This window comes from Nocardiopsis halophila DSM 44494 (genome assembly GCF_000341245.1).
Classification (GTDB): domain Bacteria; phylum Actinomycetota; class Actinomycetes; order Streptosporangiales; family Streptosporangiaceae; genus Nocardiopsis_A; species Nocardiopsis_A halophila.
Window position 1 is genome coordinate 1 of the sequence record NZ_ANAD01000113.1, and the last position, 16,153, is coordinate 16,153.

The 16,153-nt window shown below is 75.1% G+C and carries 12 protein-coding genes and 1 tRNA gene; 9 read left to right on the forward strand and 4 right to left on the reverse strand.

Going from position 1 to position 16,153, the window contains the following annotated elements:
• Positions 1-100: 100 nt before the first annotated feature.
• Complete coding sequence (locus tag D450_RS0113860) at positions 101-1,138, reverse strand: LacI family DNA-binding transcriptional regulator (protein WP_241483150.1); 1,038 nt, start codon at positions 1,136-1,138, stop codon at positions 101-103.
• 151 nt (positions 1,139-1,289) lie between these two features.
• Between D450_RS0113860 and D450_RS0113865 the strand changes: the two genes are divergently transcribed.
• From D450_RS0113865 to D450_RS0113900, 8 genes are all read left to right on the forward strand, one after another.
• Entirely contained in the window at positions 1,290-2,912 is a 1,623-nt protein-coding gene (locus D450_RS0113865; protein WP_017539268.1) for an HAD-IA family hydrolase, read from the forward strand.
• Between the two features lie 66 nt (positions 2,913-2,978).
• On the forward strand, positions 2,979-3,917 hold the full coding sequence (locus D450_RS0113870) for a hypothetical protein (protein WP_017539269.1): 939 nt from the start codon (positions 2,979-2,981) through the stop codon (positions 3,915-3,917).
• Complete coding sequence (locus D450_RS30170; protein WP_017539270.1) at positions 3,914-5,668, forward strand: ABC transporter ATP-binding protein; 1,755 nt, start codon at positions 3,914-3,916, stop codon at positions 5,666-5,668. The genes D450_RS0113870 and D450_RS30170 overlap by 4 nt, the downstream gene beginning before the upstream one ends.
• Positions 5,644-6,474: an energy-coupling factor transporter transmembrane component T family protein gene (locus D450_RS0113880; protein ID WP_017539271.1), complete on the forward strand. Its 831-nt coding sequence runs from the start codon at positions 5,644-5,646 to the stop codon at positions 6,472-6,474. The genes D450_RS30170 and D450_RS0113880 overlap by 25 nt, the downstream gene beginning before the upstream one ends.
• Before the next feature lie 77 nt (positions 6,475-6,551).
• Positions 6,552-6,624, forward strand: a tRNA-Ala gene (locus tag D450_RS0113885).
• 315 nt (positions 6,625-6,939) lie between these two features.
• The gene (locus tag D450_RS31800; protein WP_152520837.1) at positions 6,940-8,412 is read left to right on the forward strand and encodes a hypothetical protein; all 1,473 of its coding nucleotides are present in this window, start codon (positions 6,940-6,942) and stop codon (positions 8,410-8,412) included.
• A 198-nt stretch (positions 8,413-8,610) separates the two neighbouring features.
• Positions 8,611-9,408: a DUF427 domain-containing protein gene (locus tag D450_RS0113895; protein WP_241483151.1), complete on the forward strand. Its 798-nt coding sequence runs from the start codon at positions 8,611-8,613 to the stop codon at positions 9,406-9,408.
• Between the two features lie 159 nt (positions 9,409-9,567).
• A complete protein-coding gene (locus D450_RS0113900; protein ID WP_017539274.1) occupies positions 9,568-11,628 on the forward strand; it encodes an ATP-dependent DNA helicase in 2,061 nt (686 codons plus the stop codon).
• Between the two features lie 406 nt (positions 11,629-12,034).
• Here the strand turns inward: D450_RS0113900 and D450_RS0113905 are convergent, their stop codons facing one another.
• The 3 genes from D450_RS0113905 to D450_RS0113915 all read right to left on the reverse strand — a co-directional run bounded on the left by D450_RS0113905 (position 12,035) and on the right by D450_RS0113915 (position 14,384).
• A complete protein-coding gene (locus D450_RS0113905; RefSeq protein WP_017539275.1) occupies positions 12,035-12,562 on the reverse strand; it encodes a DUF6315 family protein in 528 nt (175 codons plus the stop codon).
• A gap of 105 nt (positions 12,563-12,667) precedes the next feature.
• Positions 12,668-13,963: an AI-2E family transporter gene (locus D450_RS0113910; protein ID WP_017539276.1), complete on the reverse strand. Its 1,296-nt coding sequence runs from the start codon at positions 13,961-13,963 to the stop codon at positions 12,668-12,670.
• A 73-nt stretch (positions 13,964-14,036) separates the two neighbouring features.
• Positions 14,037-14,384: a hypothetical protein gene (locus tag D450_RS0113915; RefSeq protein ID WP_017539277.1), complete on the reverse strand. Its 348-nt coding sequence runs from the start codon at positions 14,382-14,384 to the stop codon at positions 14,037-14,039.
• A gap of 173 nt (positions 14,385-14,557) precedes the next feature.
• On the opposite strand from D450_RS0113915, the gene D450_RS0113920 reads away from it, so the two are divergent.
• The gene (locus D450_RS0113920; RefSeq protein WP_017539278.1) at positions 14,558-16,021 is read left to right on the forward strand and encodes a hypothetical protein; all 1,464 of its coding nucleotides are present in this window, start codon (positions 14,558-14,560) and stop codon (positions 16,019-16,021) included.
• The last annotated feature ends 132 nt before the right edge of the window (positions 16,022-16,153 follow it).

Below are 16,153 nucleotides of genomic sequence, written 5' to 3' on the forward strand. Positions count from 1 at the left end.
GGTCTGGGGTTCGAATCCCCATAGCTCCACCCGGTTTCGAAGGCGGCCGGGCACCCGACACGGGTGCCCGGCCGCCTTCGTTTCGGCCCCGGGGCCGGCCTCAGGGCGGATCCGCCGGCCGGTCCCCCTCCGGGGGCGGGCCCGTCGAGGCCCGCTCGACCAGGCGGGGCGCCAGGGTCGCGTGGCGGTCCTCGGTCCTGCCGCGCATGCGCTCCAGCGCCATCTCCACCGCCAGCCTCCCCATCACCGCGCGGGGCTGGTCCACGCTGGTCAGGCGGGGGCGCACGGTCTGGGCCAGGGCGGTGTTGTCGTAGCCCACCACCGACAGGCCGGCCGCGCGGCGCTCGTGGGCGGCGTCGAGCACCGCCAGCGCGGCCAGGTCGTTGACCGCGAACACCGCCGTAGGCCCCTCGTCGAGCAGCGCGGCGGCCGCGTCCGCGAACGTCCCCTCGCCCGGGCGCCGCACCAGAGTGTGCCGCTCCAGCCCCAGATCCCGCATCGTCTCCCGGTACCCCTGCAGGCGGGCGCGCGAGGCCGGGCGGTCCGACCCCGACAGGTGCGCCACCCGCTCGTGCCCGAGCCCGGCCAGGTGCCGCACGGCGGCCTCGGCGCCCGCGCGGTCGTCGTTGGCCACCGTGTCCACGCCCGGGGTGAACCGCTCGGGGCGCCCCACCATCACCACCGGGACCCGGCGGGCGGCTTCGGCGAGCGCGTCGGACTCCGGCCACGAGCTCACCGCGATCACGCCGTCCACGTTCAGCCGCAGTAGCGAGTCCAGCCGCTCGGTCAGCCGGGCCCGGTCGCGGCGCCCGTGCGCGAGCAGGACGGTGAGCCCCTCGGCGTCCGCCGCCTCCTCCACCCCCGCGACGACCTCGGTGTGGTAGGGGTTGGCCAGGTCGGTCAGCAGGACGCCCAGGATCATGGTGCGCCCCTGGACCAGGCTGCGGGCCAGGGTGTTGGAGCGGTAGCCGAGCCGGCGCGCCTCGGCCAGGATGCGCGCCCCGGTCTCCGGGTTCACGCCGCTGCCGCCGCGCAGGGCCAGCGACACCAGCGACTTGGACACCCCCGCCGCCGCCGCGACGTCCACGATGGTGGGGCGCCGTCCGCGGGTGCCTCCCGCCTTGCCGTCTGCTTCCACCCCGCCATTGTGGCCCAGGAGCACCGGCCCGCGGCGGCGGATTTGGAACGTTCCAAACGCGTTCCCCGTCCGTCTACCGGGCATCCGCCCCCTGGTGCGGAGCCCTGCCTAGCGTCGTCGGTGAGCGAAGGCCCGGAAAGGCAGGAATTCAGTGGAACCCGTCACCCCCGCCCTGCGGCACCGTCCCGACGCCCTCCTCCTGGACTTCGGCGGCGTCGTCTTCCAGACGCGCAAGCGCCCCGAGGGGCGCGCAGACGCCGCCCGCCACCTGTGCGCGGTCCTGGCCCGCGCCGGCCACGAGGCGGACGCCGCCGCGGTGCGCGCGTCCCTCGACGCGGGGCTGGCCGCCCTCAAGGACTGGAAGAACGCGGCGAGCCGCCGCCGCGTCCCCCGGGAGCTGGACCACCGCACCATCTGGACCGACTTCCTCGCCTCCGACCTGGACGGGCCGGCCCGCGAGACCCTGGCCGGGAGCGGGGCCCGGCTCCTGGCCGAGATGTCCCCCCTGCTCTCCGAGCACGAGGTGCGCCCCGGCATCGCCGACCTCCTCGCGAGCGCGCACGCCCTGGGCGTGCGGGTGGGCATGGTCTCCAACGCCCACTCCGGCCGCTCCCACCGCGAGCTCGTGCGGAGCGCCGGGCTGGAGGGGTACTTCGGCGTGCAGGTGTACTCCGACGAGGTCGGCATCCGCAAACCCCACCCCGAGATGATCCGCCTGGCCGCCCGAGCCCTGGGCACCGTCCCCGAACGGTGCTGGTACGTCGGCGACACCTGGGACCGGGACGTGGTGGCCGGTCGGCGGGCGGGGGCGGGCGCCGCCGTCATCACCCGCCACCACTCCACCGACACCCCGCCCTACCCGGTCCGCGCCGCCGCCGACGCCGTCTACGACACCCCCGAGGGCCTGGTCGAACCGCTGCGGAGCAGCGTGCCGCGCGGGCCCGTCGCCCCGGGCCCCTCCGCCCGGACCGCCGGCCGCCCCTCCCGCGGGCCCGGCGCGCTCCTCCTGGACCAGGGCGGTGTCATCGCCCTGTCCGAGCCCACCCCCGACGCCCAGGCGGCCTTCGCCGAGAGCCTGGCCGAACGCCTGGACCGCGCCGGGTACTCCGCCTCGCCCGACGAGGTCCTCGCCCTGGTCCTCGCCGGACGCGAGCGCTACCGGGCCTGGAAGGCGACCGCCGCCGAGGACGGCCGCGTCCCCGAGGTCACCCCGAGGGCCTTCTGGCACGACATGGTCGGCCGCGACCTGCCCCCGCACGCCCGGGCGTTCCTGTTCGCCGAGTCGGCCCAGCTCATGCTGGAGTACGCGCGCTCCAAGAGCCGTGCGCGGATGCGCAGCGGCGTGCGCGAGGTCCTGGAGGCCTGCGCCGGACGCGGTGTCCCGGTCGGCATCGTCTCCAACACGGTCTGCGGCCGCGCCGTGCGGGAGGAACTGGAGCGCTTCGGCATCGACGGCCTCATCGGCGCGCACGTCTACTCCGACGAGCTCGGGCGCCGCAAGCCCGACCCGCACACCGTCCGCACCGCCCTGGCCGCCCTGGACGCCGACCCCGCCACGTGCTGGTTCGTCGGGGACAAGCCCTGGCGCGACACCGCCGCCGCCCGCCGCGCCGGGGTCGGCACCTGCGTGGTGGTGCGCGGGGGATCGGCCTCCGACGAGCGGATCGACGCCGCCCTGGCCGGCCCCGCCGAGCAGCGCCCCGACCACGCCATCGACGAGATGGGCGACCTGCTCGTCCTGTGGGCGGACGCCGGTGCGCCCACAGGCTCCTGACACGGCCCCCTGATACGGCCCCCGGACCCGCCCCCGTCACATCACCGCGCGGAAAGGCACACACCCATGTCCGAACCGGCAGCCCCCGCCCGACGCTCCGACCCCCGCACCCGATCCGGCCCGCCGCAGCTCAACCGCAGCCAGAAGCTGATGGTCTTCGTGCTGTCGATGACCCTCTTCGGCCTCGCCAACATCCTCACCGAGGTCCTGCCCGAGATCCGCATCGGGCCGGTGGAGCTGTCGGTCTCCTACCTGGCGTTCGTCCCGGTGCTGATGGCCTCCCTGTTCCACCCGCTCTACGCCGCGCTCGGCGCGCCGCTCGGCGAGATCGTCTTCGTCGACCTGCTCATGGGCGACTTCTCCGGGATCGGCGAGCTCGAGGGCTACCTCCAGCTCTTCCTCGGCCTGTACATCGCGGGCTGCCTGGTGCGGGACCCGCGCCGGCGCGGCCAGGTGTTCACGGCCTCGGTCACCGCGGTCGCCGTCGACAAGCTCCTGTCCGCCGTGGTCGACATCGGCAAGGTCATGGTCGGGGTGGAGGACGCCGAGTACGTGGCCGGCCTGCCCGAGTCCATCCTGCTGCTGGAGGGCGTGGGATTCACCACCGACCTGGTCATCAGCGGCGTCCTGTTCGGGGCACTGCCCGCCATGGCCATGGCGCCGCGCCTGTACGGCAAGGTCGAGCCGCTGCTGGGAATGGCCCCCCGCGACCCGGCCCGCCCGGCCCCGCTGGCCGAGCGCGGCACCGGGGCGTTCCTGCTGACCGCGCTGCTCCTGGCCTTCGTGTCGATGATCGCGGCCTTCACCTCCGGCATCGTGGACAACTTCGGGGTCTGGGAGCCGGGGTTCATCGACCGGTACGGGCAGCGCTTCCTGTGGGTCGGGGTCTCGGCCGCCTGCCTCGTCCTCATCGCCCTGGTGGTGTCCGTGCGCTACCTGGTCCACGCGCGCCGCGAGCGCGCCGCCCAGGACGCCGGAGCGGGCCGAGGGGAGGGGCGGCGGTGAGCGCGGCCCCCGCGATCGAGGTCGACGGCCTGGCCTTCCGCTACCCCGGCGCCGCCGAGGACTCGCTCAGGGGCGTCGACCTGACCATCGAGCGCGGCGACTTCACCGCGGTCGTCGGCGGCAACGGCTCGGGCAAGACCACCCTGTGCAAGGCCTTCAACGGCCTGGTCCCGCACTACTGGTCGGGCGCCTTCGAGGGCGCGGTCCGGGTGATGGGCCACGACACCCGCGACCTGTCCGTGGCGGCCCTGTCCCACCTGGTCGGCTACGTCTACCAGGACTTCGGCAACCAGCTGGTGCGGCCCACGGTCCGCGACGAGGTGGCCTTCGCCCCGGTCAACTTCGGCCTGCCCGACCACGCCCGGCGCGTCGACGAGGCGCTGGAGGCGCTCGGCATCGCGCACCTGGCGGACCGGTACACCTGGCAGCTCTCCGGAGGCCAGCAGCACCTGGTCGCGCTGGCCTCGGTGATGGCCCTGCGCCCCGGGGCGGTGGTGGTCGACGAGCCGGTGGCCGAGCTGGACCCCGCGCGCGCCACCGGGATCTACGAGGCCCTGAGCGACCTCAACGCCCGGTGGGGCACCACCGTCGTCGTCATCGAGCACCATGCCGAGTTCGTCGCGCGGTACGCGCGCTCCGCGGTGCTGATGGCCGACGGCGCGCCGGTGTGGCACCTGCCCGTCCGGGAGGCCATGGAGCGCTCGGAGGACCTCGACCGGCACGGCGTCCCCGCACCGCAGATCGTGCGCGCGGTGCGGGAGCTCGCCCCCGGCGCGCCCGCGCCGCTGACCGTCGGTGAGGCCGCCGGCCTGCTGGGCGGCCGCGACGACCGGACGGTGCCGGCCACGGAGCCGCCGGCCACGGAGCCCGGGCCCGCGGCCGCGCTCACCGCGGCCGCACCGCCCGTCGCCGAGATGACCGGGGTGGGCCACGGGTACCGGGAGGTCGACGGGTCCCGGACCCGGGTGCTCGACGGCGTCGACCTCACGCTGCGCGAGGGCGAGCGCGTGGCCCTGGTGGGCGGGAACGGCGCCGGGAAGTCCACGCTGCTGCGCCTGCTCACCGGCCTCACCGCCCCCGGCACGGGCACGGTCGCGGTCGACGGCGCCGACACCCGGTCCGTGCGCCCGGCCGAGCTGGCCGACCGGGTGTGCCTGCTCTACCAGCGGCCCGAGCGGATGTTCCTCAAGGCGAGCGTGCGCGAGGACGTGGCCATGTTCCCGCTCGGACGGGGCCGGGAGGGCGCGGACGCCGAGGTCGCCGAGGTGCTGGAACGGGTCCGGCTGGCCGCCGTGGCCGACCGCGACGGCCGGCTGCTCTCCGGGGGCCAGCAGCGCCGCGCCACCCTGGCGATCGGACTGGCCACGCGCCCGTCCCTGCTCCTGCTGGACGAGCCCACCTCCAGCCTCGACACGGCCAGCCGCGACGCCGTCGTGGCGATGCTGGACGCGCTGGCCGGGACCATCCGGTGCACCGTGGTGGCCACCCACGACATGCACCTGGTCGCCGAGTGGGCCCAGCGCGTGGTGGTGCTCGACGGCGGCGGGATCGCGGCCGACACCGACCCGGCCGGGCTGTTCGGCGACCGGGCGCTGATGGACGCCGTCGGCCTGGTGCCGCCGCAGATCGTCCGGCTCGGCCTGGAGATGGGGCTCCGGCCGCCGCCTCTGTCGGTCGAGGAACTGGTGGAACGGGAGCGGGGCGCACTCGCCGGAAAGGGGGGGCCATGGGCACGCGACGTGAAGCGCTGACGGTGGAGTGGGTGAAGCTGGAGCTGCTCCGCACCGCCTACGCCACCCGGGGCGGGATGCTGGCCCGGCGCGACCCCCGCTTCGTCATCGGCTGGTACCTGGTGTTCGCGGTGGTGCCCTGGCTGACCCACAACATCACGGTGCTCCTGGGCCTGTTCGCGGTCTGCGCCGCGGCGGTGGTCCTCAGCAGGGTGGGGCCGCTCGTGCTCGGCCTGTTCCTCCTCGGGTTCGTCCTGGAGAGCCTGTACGTCCTGTTCGCCGCGTGGTTCTTCGACGGAGACGCGGCGACCGCTCTGGCCCTGGCCGAGCTCACCCTCAAACTGGCGACCGTCAGCCTGGCCAGCATGGCGGCCTTCGTGTCGCTGGACCCGGAGCGGCTGTCCGACGCGCTGCTGAGCCTGCACGCCCCGGCGATGCTGAGCTTCGGCGTCAGCTACGGCTTCCGGATGCTCCCGGTGCTCATGGAGGAGTTCCACACGGTCGTCGACGGCTACCGGCTGCGCGCCGCGCCGCCGGGACCTCGGGGCGTCCTCGGCTGGAGGGTCGTCCTCCGCACGGGGACGACGGTGGTCAACGCGTTCTACCCGCTCATCCTGAACACGGCCAAGCGCACGCGGACCACCGTCGAGGCGCTGGAGACCAAGGGGTTCACCTACGCGTCGGAGCACCCGGACGGGCGGCGCATCCGCCTGGCCTACCTCGCGGCCGACCGGTGGGACGTCCTGCTCATCGCCGCGACGCTGGCGCTGGTGGCGGCCTGCTTCGGCCTCGGCCACCACTGGCCGCTGTACGGGACGGCAGGCTAGGGCCCGGGGGCGGGGCGGCCGCCGGTCGTTCCACCCCCGGGAATCCGGTAGGATCGAAGCGTTGCCGCAAGGCACGCGGGGCTATGGCGCAGTTGGTAGCGCGCCTCCATGGCATGGAGGAGGTCTGGGGTTCGAATCCCCATAGCTCCACCCGATCGGCGAAGGCCCGGACTCCGAGTCCGGGCCTTCGCCGTTTTTCGCCGGTTCCCCGGCCGTGGTCCCCCGCGTCGCGTGCGCCCCACGGGTCCCGGACCGGATGGCCGGTACCGGCCTGTGGGACGGAACGAGCAGGGGACCGGTGTCGCGCCGCCCGAATCCGGGGAACCGGGAGGCGAGGGCGATTCGTCTTCCGGACAGCGGCCGCCCCGGCGGGCCGGGCCCGTGCACCAGCGCGGACAGGGGCCTACTGAGGGCGTCGATCGGAATGTAGTTTCGTTGTCGTCACCCATTGAGCAGAGGATGACCGTGACACCGAATCCCCCCGACCGGTCCCGCCTCACCGTACGAACCCTCCTCGCGACCGCGGCCCTGGTGTTCGCCGCCTGCGCCGGCCCCGTGGCCGCCGACTCCGCGCGCCCGGACGCGCCCGGGACCGGAGGCGAGCACTTCGCCGGCGCGCGCATCGCCGCGGTCGACTGGTGCGGCACGGGTGTCATCGGCGACCTCAACAGCGACCGCTCCCGAGGCCCGGCGGCCGCCCGCTGGGCCCCTGGCGCGCACGGGGCGGACGGCCCCGGGGGCGTGGCGGGCGAGCAGCACTTCCCCGCGCCGCCGGACGCGGGGGTCAGCAAGGTCTCCGTGGGGCGGGACGCGCTGGTCTCCGAGGCGTCGCTGAACGACGTGCACTTCTCCCCGTCCTGCGCGCGCCCGCAGGGCGAGGGCGACGAGGCCCCGGAGGGGGCCGGTCCGGAGGGCACGCGGGACCTGGCGGGCCTCTTCGGCGCCGACGACCTGGTCGTGGTCGAGACCGTGGAGTCGCAGGCGCGGTGGACCCCCGAGCGGGGGGCGTCGGCCCGGATGGAGGTGCACGGCCTGCAGGTGCTCGGCCACGACGTCGAAGTCGGCGCCGGGACCTACGAGCGCACGTTCACGGCCACGGGGCCGGACGGCCCGGTCGAGGTGGACTTCACGGCGCGCGCGTCGGTGACCGAACTGCCCGACGGGCAGTCGGAGGCCACCACGGCCGCGGCCGGACTGGACATGGAATTCGGCGTCACGGGCCCGGCGGCCGAGGGGCGGGAGCCCGAGGAGCGGACCTACCGCCTGGAGCTGGCCGACGTCAGCGTGCACAGTGTCCGCCCTGTGCAGGGCGGGCCGGAGACGCAGCGGGAGCGGGACCCCGAGCCCGGTGACGACCTGTCGCCCGGCGTCCCGCCGAGCCCGGGCGGCGGAGAGGAGGACGGCGACCAGGACGGCTCGGACGGCGGCTCGGACGGTTCGCAGGGCTCGGGCGGCTCGGGTGACTCGGGTGACTCGGGCGGCTCCGATGGCCAGGACGGCGCGGGTGATCGGGACGAGCGCGGCTCCGACCCCGGGGAGCACGGAACGGACGACGGACGCGGCGGTCAAGACGGCCAGGACGGCCGGGACGACGAGGGCGGAGCCGGCTCTTCGCAGGACGGCTCTCAGGACGGCGCGCCGGACGGCTCGCAGGACGACGGTTCGGGATCCGGCGCCGGGGACTCCGGTGACCAGGAGGGCCGCGACGGAGGAGGCGACGGGGACCCGTCCTCCGACCCGGGCGCGGAATCGGGCTCCGAGCGCACGCCGGACCGCGACGATGTGGCCATCGACCCGCAGGGGAGCGATACGGGGAGCCTTCCGGTGACGGGTACGGCCGTCCTCGGCATGGTGGCGGCCGGCCTGCTGTCCTTCGCCGCCGGAGCGGCCGCCCTCTTCCTGGGCCGCCCGAGGCGCTCATCGGCCCCGGAGGCCTGAGGGCGCACGACGGGACGCCCTGTGGGGCCAGGGCCGGACGGCAGGGCCGTGGCCGGGCCCTGAGGCGCGGCCGTGACGCGCCCCCGATCTCGGGGGCGTCCTCCGGGACGGCGGTCGCCGACCCGTGCGCCCGGTAGAAGCCGCGACGACCTGGGCATAACCACCGCCGACGGTCGAAGCACCGGCGAAGAGGAGACCATGATGTCCTTGACCCTCGGCGGTGGGCCGCTCAGCAAGCACCCGCCGGACACCGTCAACTACACGATCGAGTCGCCGCACCACGCGCTCTTCATGCAGCCGTTCCCGCGCCGCGTCCGGGCGCGCCTGGCGGGCAGCACGGTCCTCGACTCCGGACAGGGCTATCTCGTCCACGAGACCGGCCTGCTCCCGCAGCTGTACGTGCCGACCGAGGACATCCCGAGCGCGCGCCTGACACCGAGCGAGACCACCACCCACTGCCCGTTCAAGGGCGACGCCGTCTACTGGAACCTGAAGGCGGGCGACCGCACCGTCCAGGACGCCGTTTGGGCCTATCCCGACCCGCTGCCCGGCGCGCACTGGCTGCGCGGCCTGAGTGCCATGTACTGGGGAGCCGCCGACTCCTGGATGGACGAAGAGGAGGAGGTCCACGGCCACCTGCGCGACCCCTTCCACCGGGTCGACGCCCGCATGTCCTCCACCCTGGTGCGGATCCGCCACGGCGACCAGGTGGTGGCGCTGACGAGCAAGCCCAAGATCGTGTCCGAGACCGGCCTGCCGAACCGCTACTACATCCCGCCGGACGATGTGCGCCGGGACCTGCTGGTGCCGAGCGAGACCAGCGCCTACTGCCCCTACAAGGGCCAGGGCCGCTACTGGCACGTGCGCACCGGCGACGGCGGCCGGGTGACCGACGCGGCCTGGAGCTATACGGAACCGCTCAAGGACGGGCACGCCATCCGCGACCACTACTGCTTCCTGCACGACGAGCTGGAGACCACGGTCGAGCGGGCCTGAGAGGCGGGTGACCGGGGGAAGCCCCCGCGTCCCGGCCGACCGTACAGGTCGGCGCAGGCCAGGGCCCGACGGGGCGGTGCCGGGAGGCCGCCGGAGCCGCCGTCCACCGGTTCCCGGCGGCGGCCGCACGCGTCACCGGGGCGCGGTACTGTCGCATGCGTGCCAGAACTCCCCGACGTCCCGACCCTGCTCCAGACCGCCGTCGACGCGCTCGGCGGCTCCCACCGCGAGGGCCAGGCCCGGATGGCCCGGGCGGTCGACTCCGCCGTCGGCGATGCCGAGCACCTGGTGGTCCAGGCCGGAACGGGCACCGGGAAGTCGCTCGGCTACCTCGTCCCGGCGATCCGGCACGCGGTCGCCGAGGACACCACCGTGGTGGTCTCCACCGCCACCCTGGCCCTGCAGCGCCAGCTGATCGAGCGCGACCTGCCCCGGCTGGCCGCGGCGCTGGCCCCGAGCCTGGGCCGCGAACCGACCTTCGCCATCCTCAAGGGCCGCGGCAACTACCTGTGCCGCCACAAGATGTCCGGCGCCGGGGACGACGCCGACGACGGGTCCGAGCTGTTCGACCCCCGCCAGCTGTCGGCGATGGGCCGCCAGGTCAAGCGGCTGCACGAGTGGGCCGAGGAGACGGACACCGGCGACCGCGACGACCTGGACACCGGGGTGGGCGACCTGGCCTGGCGGCAGGTCTCCGTTGCGGGCAACGAGTGCATCGGCGCCGCCGCCTGCCCCTTCGGGCAGGAGTGCTTCGCCGAGCTGGCCCGCGAGGACGCCGCGTCCGCCGACGTCGTCGTCACCAACCACGCGCTGCTGGCCATCGACGCCATGCAGGGCCGCCACCTGCTGCCCGAGCACGCGGTGCTGGTCGTGGACGAGGCGCACGAGCTGGTGGACCGGGTCACCTCGGTGGCCGCCGCCCAGCTGGGGGAGCGGGCGGTGACCACGGCCGCCAAGCGCGCGGGGCGGCTGGTGGAGCCCGACACCGCCGGGCGCCTGGAGGAGGCCGCCGACGGACTTGCACTGATGGTCGCCGATGCCGAGCCCGGGCGCCTGGACCACCTGGACGAGGGCCTGGCCGGCGCCGTGGCGGTGGTGCGCGACGCCGCGCACGCCTGCATCACGGCGGTCAAGGGCGTCAAGACCGGCGGTGAGGACGACCCCGAGGGCACGGCGGCCCGCAAGCGCGCGCTGGCCGGGCTGGAGGAGGTGCACGACGCGGCCGAGCGCATCCTGGAGGCCGTGGAGCCGCCGCTGCGCGAACGCGGATCGGTGGTGTGGCTGGCCAAGGGGCCGCGCACCGCGCCGAGCCTGCACGTGGCTCCGCTCGGCGTGGGCGGCCTGCTGAGGGACAAGCTCTTCGGCGACCGGACCGCGGTCCTCACCTCGGCCACGCTCGCCCTGGGCGGGACCTTCGATGCCCTGGCCGGCCAGTGGGGCCTGGGCAGGGAGACGGTCCTCAAGGACGACGTCCCCGACCCCGACCTCGCCCCGGACCCCGAAAGCGCCGACGGTGAGCCGCGCTGGCGCGCGCTCGACGTCGGCTCGCCGTTCGACCACGCCCGCAGCGGCATCCTGTACGTCGCCCGGCACCTGCCCCAGCCGGGGCGGGACGGCCTCGACGAGAGCTACCTGGAGGAGATCGCCGGGCTCATCGAGGCCGCGGGGGGACGCACCCTCGGCCTGTTCTCCTCCATGCGGGCGGCGGAGAAGGCCGCCGAGGAGATGCGCGAACGGCTCGACCTCCCGATCCTGTGCCAGGGGGAGGACTCCACCGGCCGCCTGGTCGAGCGGTTCGCCGCCGATGACGGCGCGTGCCTGTTCGGCACCCTCTCGCTCTGGCAGGGGGTGGACGTCCCGGGGCCGTCGCTGCAGCTGGTGATCGTGGACCGCATCCCCTTCCCCCGCCCCGACGACCCGCTGTCCTCGGCCCGGCAGCGCGCGGTCGGGGCGCACGGCGGAAACGGGTTCATGGCGGTGGCGGCCACGCACGCCGCGCTGCTGCTGGCCCAGGGCACCGGGCGCCTGCTCCGGTCGGTGGACGACCGCGGCGTGGTGGCGGTGCTGGACCCCCGCCTGGCGACGGCGCGCTACGCCGGGTTCCTCCGGTCGAGCCTGCCGCCGTACTGGGGAACCACCGACCCGGAGGTGGCACGGGCGGCGCTCAAGCGCCTGGACGCCGCGGCCCCGTCGGCGGCCCGCCAAGGGGCCGAGGCCTGAGCGGGAACGCCGCGCGCGTCGCGTCCAGGAGCCGAAGCACGGAGGTGCGGGGCGCGCGGTCCCGGCTCGGCCGATCCGTCCCGGCGCCAGGTGCCCGGACCGGTGACGGGCAGGGTCTCTGGGCTCTGCGATCCTCGCGCCGGATCACGCGTCTCCCCACGCACGCATGCACGAAGCCGGACTCCGGTGCGCCCCGACCGGACCGCCGGGACGTACTGCCCGTAAAAAAGGGGCCCGGTCGCCGCATGGCCCGGGCGAGGGGGCGCGGCGCGGGCCGTGGGCCGACCGGGCCGGGGCTGAGGCGGCCCGTCGTCCCCAGGGGCGAGCGGACGGAAGGTTCCCGCGATGCGGACCGGCGGCCCGGGGCCGGCCGGAGCGGGTCAGAGCGGTCCGGCGGCGGACGCGGTCAGCGGCGGACCCGGTAGCCGAACAGGCGCACCGCGTACTCCGGGCTCTCCCCGTCCTCGGAGGCCTGGATGTGCCAGCGGTCCTCGTGGCCCCCGATCACCAGCTCGTTCCAGACCAGGTCGATGAGTTTGAGCCGGGCGCTCACCGCCGACTCCGGGTCGAGCACCACCGAATAGGCGCGGTCCGACAGGCGCTGGGTGACCATCCCCACCGGCTGGCCGTCCCAGATCGCCGGGACCGGGGCGTGCCCGATGTCCACGTCGCACTGGCGGAGCTGCTCGATCTCCTCCTCCAGCGCCTCCGCGGCCATCGCATCGTCCAGCTGGAGGGCCTCCTCCAGCTCGTCGCGGTCGAGGTCGTCGCGCAGGTAGGCGTGGTCGGTGCGGCGCCCGCACGTGCCGCAGAGCCGGCGGACCACGCACCGGGCGACCCCGTGGGCGGACTGCGCCTCACCGGTGCCCTGACGGTCGCTCACCGTGCGGATCCGGCCGCACTCGCAGCACAGGGCCGTGAGATCCTGCTTCATCCTTCAGTCCCCCTCCCACGGCGAGTATGCGATGGGAGGGCAGCGTTAGGGAACCGGTTCGCCGAAGGAGTTCCGTCAAACTTGTGCCGATCAATGACCAAAGAGTCATGGATCGCCCGAATCGCCCGGCCTTTCGTCCGGCCCTTCGTTCACCCCCTCGACCGGCGCGTTCACGGCCTCCGCCGCGCCGTCCGCCGCTCCGCCCGCCCCGGGGGCCGCGGCCTGCCGCGCGGCTGCGGGCGGGGTCCGCCCACCTGCGGCGCCGCCCCCGCCCCCTCCGGCCGCGGACGGGGCCACCGCCGCCTCCGCGTCCTGCTCCTCCTGAGAGCCGTCGAGCAGCGGGTGCCCGGCCACCTCGTAGCGCCGGATGTACACGCTCATGAACGCCTGCAGGCTGGCCCCGGCGGGCAGAGCCAGCAGGGCGCCGGGCGCGCCCAGCACCGCCGCCCCGGCCAGCACCGCGCCGAACGCCACCGCGGGGTGCATGTCCAGGGTGCGGGCGGTGATGCGCGGCTGCAGCACGTAGTTCTCGAACTGCTGGTAGACGGTGATGAACACGAGCATCCACACCGCCGGCCACACCCCGCCGATCAGCGCCACGACCACCGGCAGCGCCCCGCCGATGTAGGTGCCCACGGTCGGGATGAACTGGGACAGCACCCCCACCCACAGCGCCAGCGCGAAGGCGTAGTCCACGTCCAGCACCACCAGCGCCGCGAAGTGCGCCAGCGTGGACACCAGCGCCAGCAGCGCCCGGGAGTAGATGTAGCCGCCGGTCTTGGCGACCGCGATCTCCCAGGCGCGCAGCACCTCGCGCTGGGTCCGGGGCGGCAGCACCGAGCAGATGGTGCGCCGGAAGCGCGGGCCGTCCGTGGTCAGGTAGTAGGTGAACAGCGCCACCGCCAGGCCGTTGAACAGCACCGACAGCACGGCGGTCCCGGCGCCCCAGGCGTTCTCGGCCGCGCTGGAGGCCCACCGGTTGAGCTGGCCGCTGACGTCGGTGATCTCGGCCAGCAGCAACTCGGGCTCGAAGTCGGTGTTGAACGTGGTGTTGACCCAGCTCAGCAGTGCGCGGCTCATCGCGGGGATCTGCGCGGCGAACTCCAGGACCTGGCCGATCAGCATCGACCCCAGCACCGACAGGAACGCCACCAGCGCGCCCAGCGCCGCCAGCATCACGGCGGCGGTGGCCAGCCCGCGCGGCCAGCGGTGCTGCTGCAGCCAGTTCACCGCCGGCTCCAGGGCCAGAGCGAGGAAGAGCGAGATCACCAGCAGCAGGAGCAGCCCGCGCAGCTGGAGGAAGAGCCAGCCTGCGACGGCGAAGCCGATGACCGTCCAGACCGCCAGGATCATCGCGCGCGGCAGCCACGCGGGCATGCCGCCCTTGTCGGAGTCGGTCATCGGTGTGGGTTCGCCATCTCTTGCTCTGCTCGGTGGGCGCCTCCGCCCGGGCGGGCGGCCGTGGGGCGGGGGGTCAGTCGTCCAGCGACAGGCCGCGCTTGTTGCGCTGGGTCCAGTCGCGCATCCGCTGGGGATAGCCGACGATCTGGACATCGTAGACGGGGGCGGCCAGGTCCCGTGCGACCTTGCGGATCACGTCGGGCGAACCGACGCGCCGCCGGGTCCACTCCCCGTCGTGCGCGACCGCCACGGCGGTGGTCGAGGTCGCGAACGTCTCCGGCTCGACGAAGAACTCCACGCCCGTCCTGGACTTCGCGAACTCGATCAGGGTCTTGATGTCGGAGTCCTCGGCGGCTCGGTCGAAGCGGGCCTTCCCCCGCTTCCTGGCCTTGCGCAGTCCGAACCGGTCTCGCCATCCCATGTGCGTGTGCGCTCCCGTCGCCGTGCCGCCTGCGTGAGGGGCGTGTCGTCGTGCCGTGGGACCTACGCCACCGAGTCTATCCACCGGGGGCCAGGGCGTTTTCGGCGTTCTCCCCGCGCAGGCGTGACGGCGCTGCTACGGTCGGTGCGCACGACTGCGAGGGAGAGTGTGGCGTGACGCTGTGGACCTGGGTCGCCGAGACGTCGCGGCGCCTCCGTGAGGAGGGGCGCACCGAGACCGCCGATGCGGTGGCACGGCTGCCGCAGTTGGCGGCCGAGGGGGAGGCGGCGCGGATCCGCGCCCTGCTGCCGTCGGCGCTGCGCGCCGCGCGGGCCGACGCCGACGCGCTGCCCCCGTGGACCGAGGGCTACCTGAACCACTGGGGTCCGGCCGCGCGGGTGGGCCACCGCGGCGAGGGCACCGCCGTGCTGGACCTGGTGGAGGGCGCGCTGCGCACCGCGCACGGCGAGGAGGACGACGACGAGGACGCCGCGGCCTGCGGGCCGGCGGCCTGCGCCGCGCAGAACGTCCTGGACTGCTACGCCAACATCGACGGCCCGGGCCGCACGGTGGACCGCACCGCGCTGCTCGCCGAGGCGATGACCCACGGCGGGCCCGGTCGGCCGGCCTGGGAGGCCCTGGTGGTGGCGCACGCCGACATGCTCATCGACGACGAGCGCCCCGACGAGGCCGTGCGCGAACTTGACCTGCGCGCCGCCGAGATCCGCGAGGCCGGGGCCGAGGTGGGCATGGACTACGGCTTCGCCTATGTGCGCGCCCTGCGCTACCAGGAGCGCTACACCGACGCCCTGCTCACCCTGGACCGGCTGGAGGAGGGCGCCCTGCTCGCGGTCCCGGTGGGGGTGCCGCGCACGGCGGCGGCCCGGCGGATCCGGTTCGAGCGTGCGCGGCTGCTGGCGTGGCTGGCCCGGTCGGGGCTGAAGCCGCCGGAGGAGGCGCGGCAGGCGCTGCCCGAGACCTCCGAGGCCGACGCCCACCCGCGGCTGCGCAAGGCGTGGGTCGACGCCGCCGAGGACCTGGTGGCCCTGGGCGAGCTGCGCAACGACTGGCGCATCGGGGTGGCCCTGACGTCGTGGTCGCGCTACGCCGAGCGGGTGGGCGCGCACCGGCCGTGCGCCCAGCTGTCCATGGCGGCGGCGCGGCTGGCCGCGGCGCGCGACGCGCGGTGGGTCGCCGACTCCGCGATCCGCCGGGCCCAGCGGGCGCTGGGGCGGGTGCGCCGGGCGCAGGACCTGGAGATCGACCTGGACGAGGCCCACGCCATGGTGCGCTCGGTGCCCGCGGTGGTGCTCCCGGCCCCGGCGGAGGACCTGCTGGAGCGGTTGCGCGAGGAGCCGCGCGAGTCGGTGGACCCCGAGCGCCAGGCCGACCTGGTGGTGGCGGCGCGCGCCGAGCGCCCCGAGGACACCGCGCTGCTGAACGCGCTGGGACAGGTGGGGCGGACCCTCATGCTGGGCGACACGGCGGCCGAGCCCCAGTGGAACCACGTCCGGCGGGAGCCGACCGACCAGAAGGCGGCCCTGTCCCTGCTGGAGACGCTCCTCCACGACAACGACACCGCGGGCGTGCGCACCCTGGTGCGAACCCTGACCGAACCGGCCCCGGCACGGACCTGACCCCGCTGCCGAACGCCTCCAGGTCGGCTCCGGCGCCAGGTCGGCCGCACCACCGCCCGAAGGCGGGCCGACCGTTACCGCGCCCGGGGTCCGGGCGGGCCGCGTTGATCTCGGGGAAGTCGGCCTTGTACC

What these genes read in the sequence shown, in the direction of transcription:
- D450_RS0113870 (WP_017539269.1), top strand. Translation starts at nt 2,979, where the DNA reads ATGTCCGAACCGGCAGCCCCCGCCCGACGCTCCGACCCCCGCACCCGA.
- D450_RS0113880 (WP_017539271.1), top strand. Translation starts at nt 5,644, where the DNA reads ATGGGCACGCGACGTGAAGCGCTGACGGTGGAGTGGGTGAAGCTGGAG.
- D450_RS0113895 (WP_241483151.1), top strand. Translation starts at nt 8,611, where the DNA reads ATGATGTCCTTGACCCTCGGCGGTGGGCCGCTCAGCAAGCACCCGCCG.
- D450_RS0113905 (WP_017539275.1), bottom strand. Translation starts at nt 12,562, where the DNA reads ATGAAGCAGGATCTCACGGCCCTGTGCTGCGAGTGCGGCCGGATCCGC.
- D450_RS0113910 (WP_017539276.1), bottom strand. Translation starts at nt 13,963, where the DNA reads ATGACCGACTCCGACAAGGGCGGCATGCCCGCGTGGCTGCCGCGCGCG.
- D450_RS0113915 (WP_017539277.1), bottom strand. Translation starts at nt 14,384, where the DNA reads ATGGGATGGCGAGACCGGTTCGGACTGCGCAAGGCCAGGAAGCGGGGG.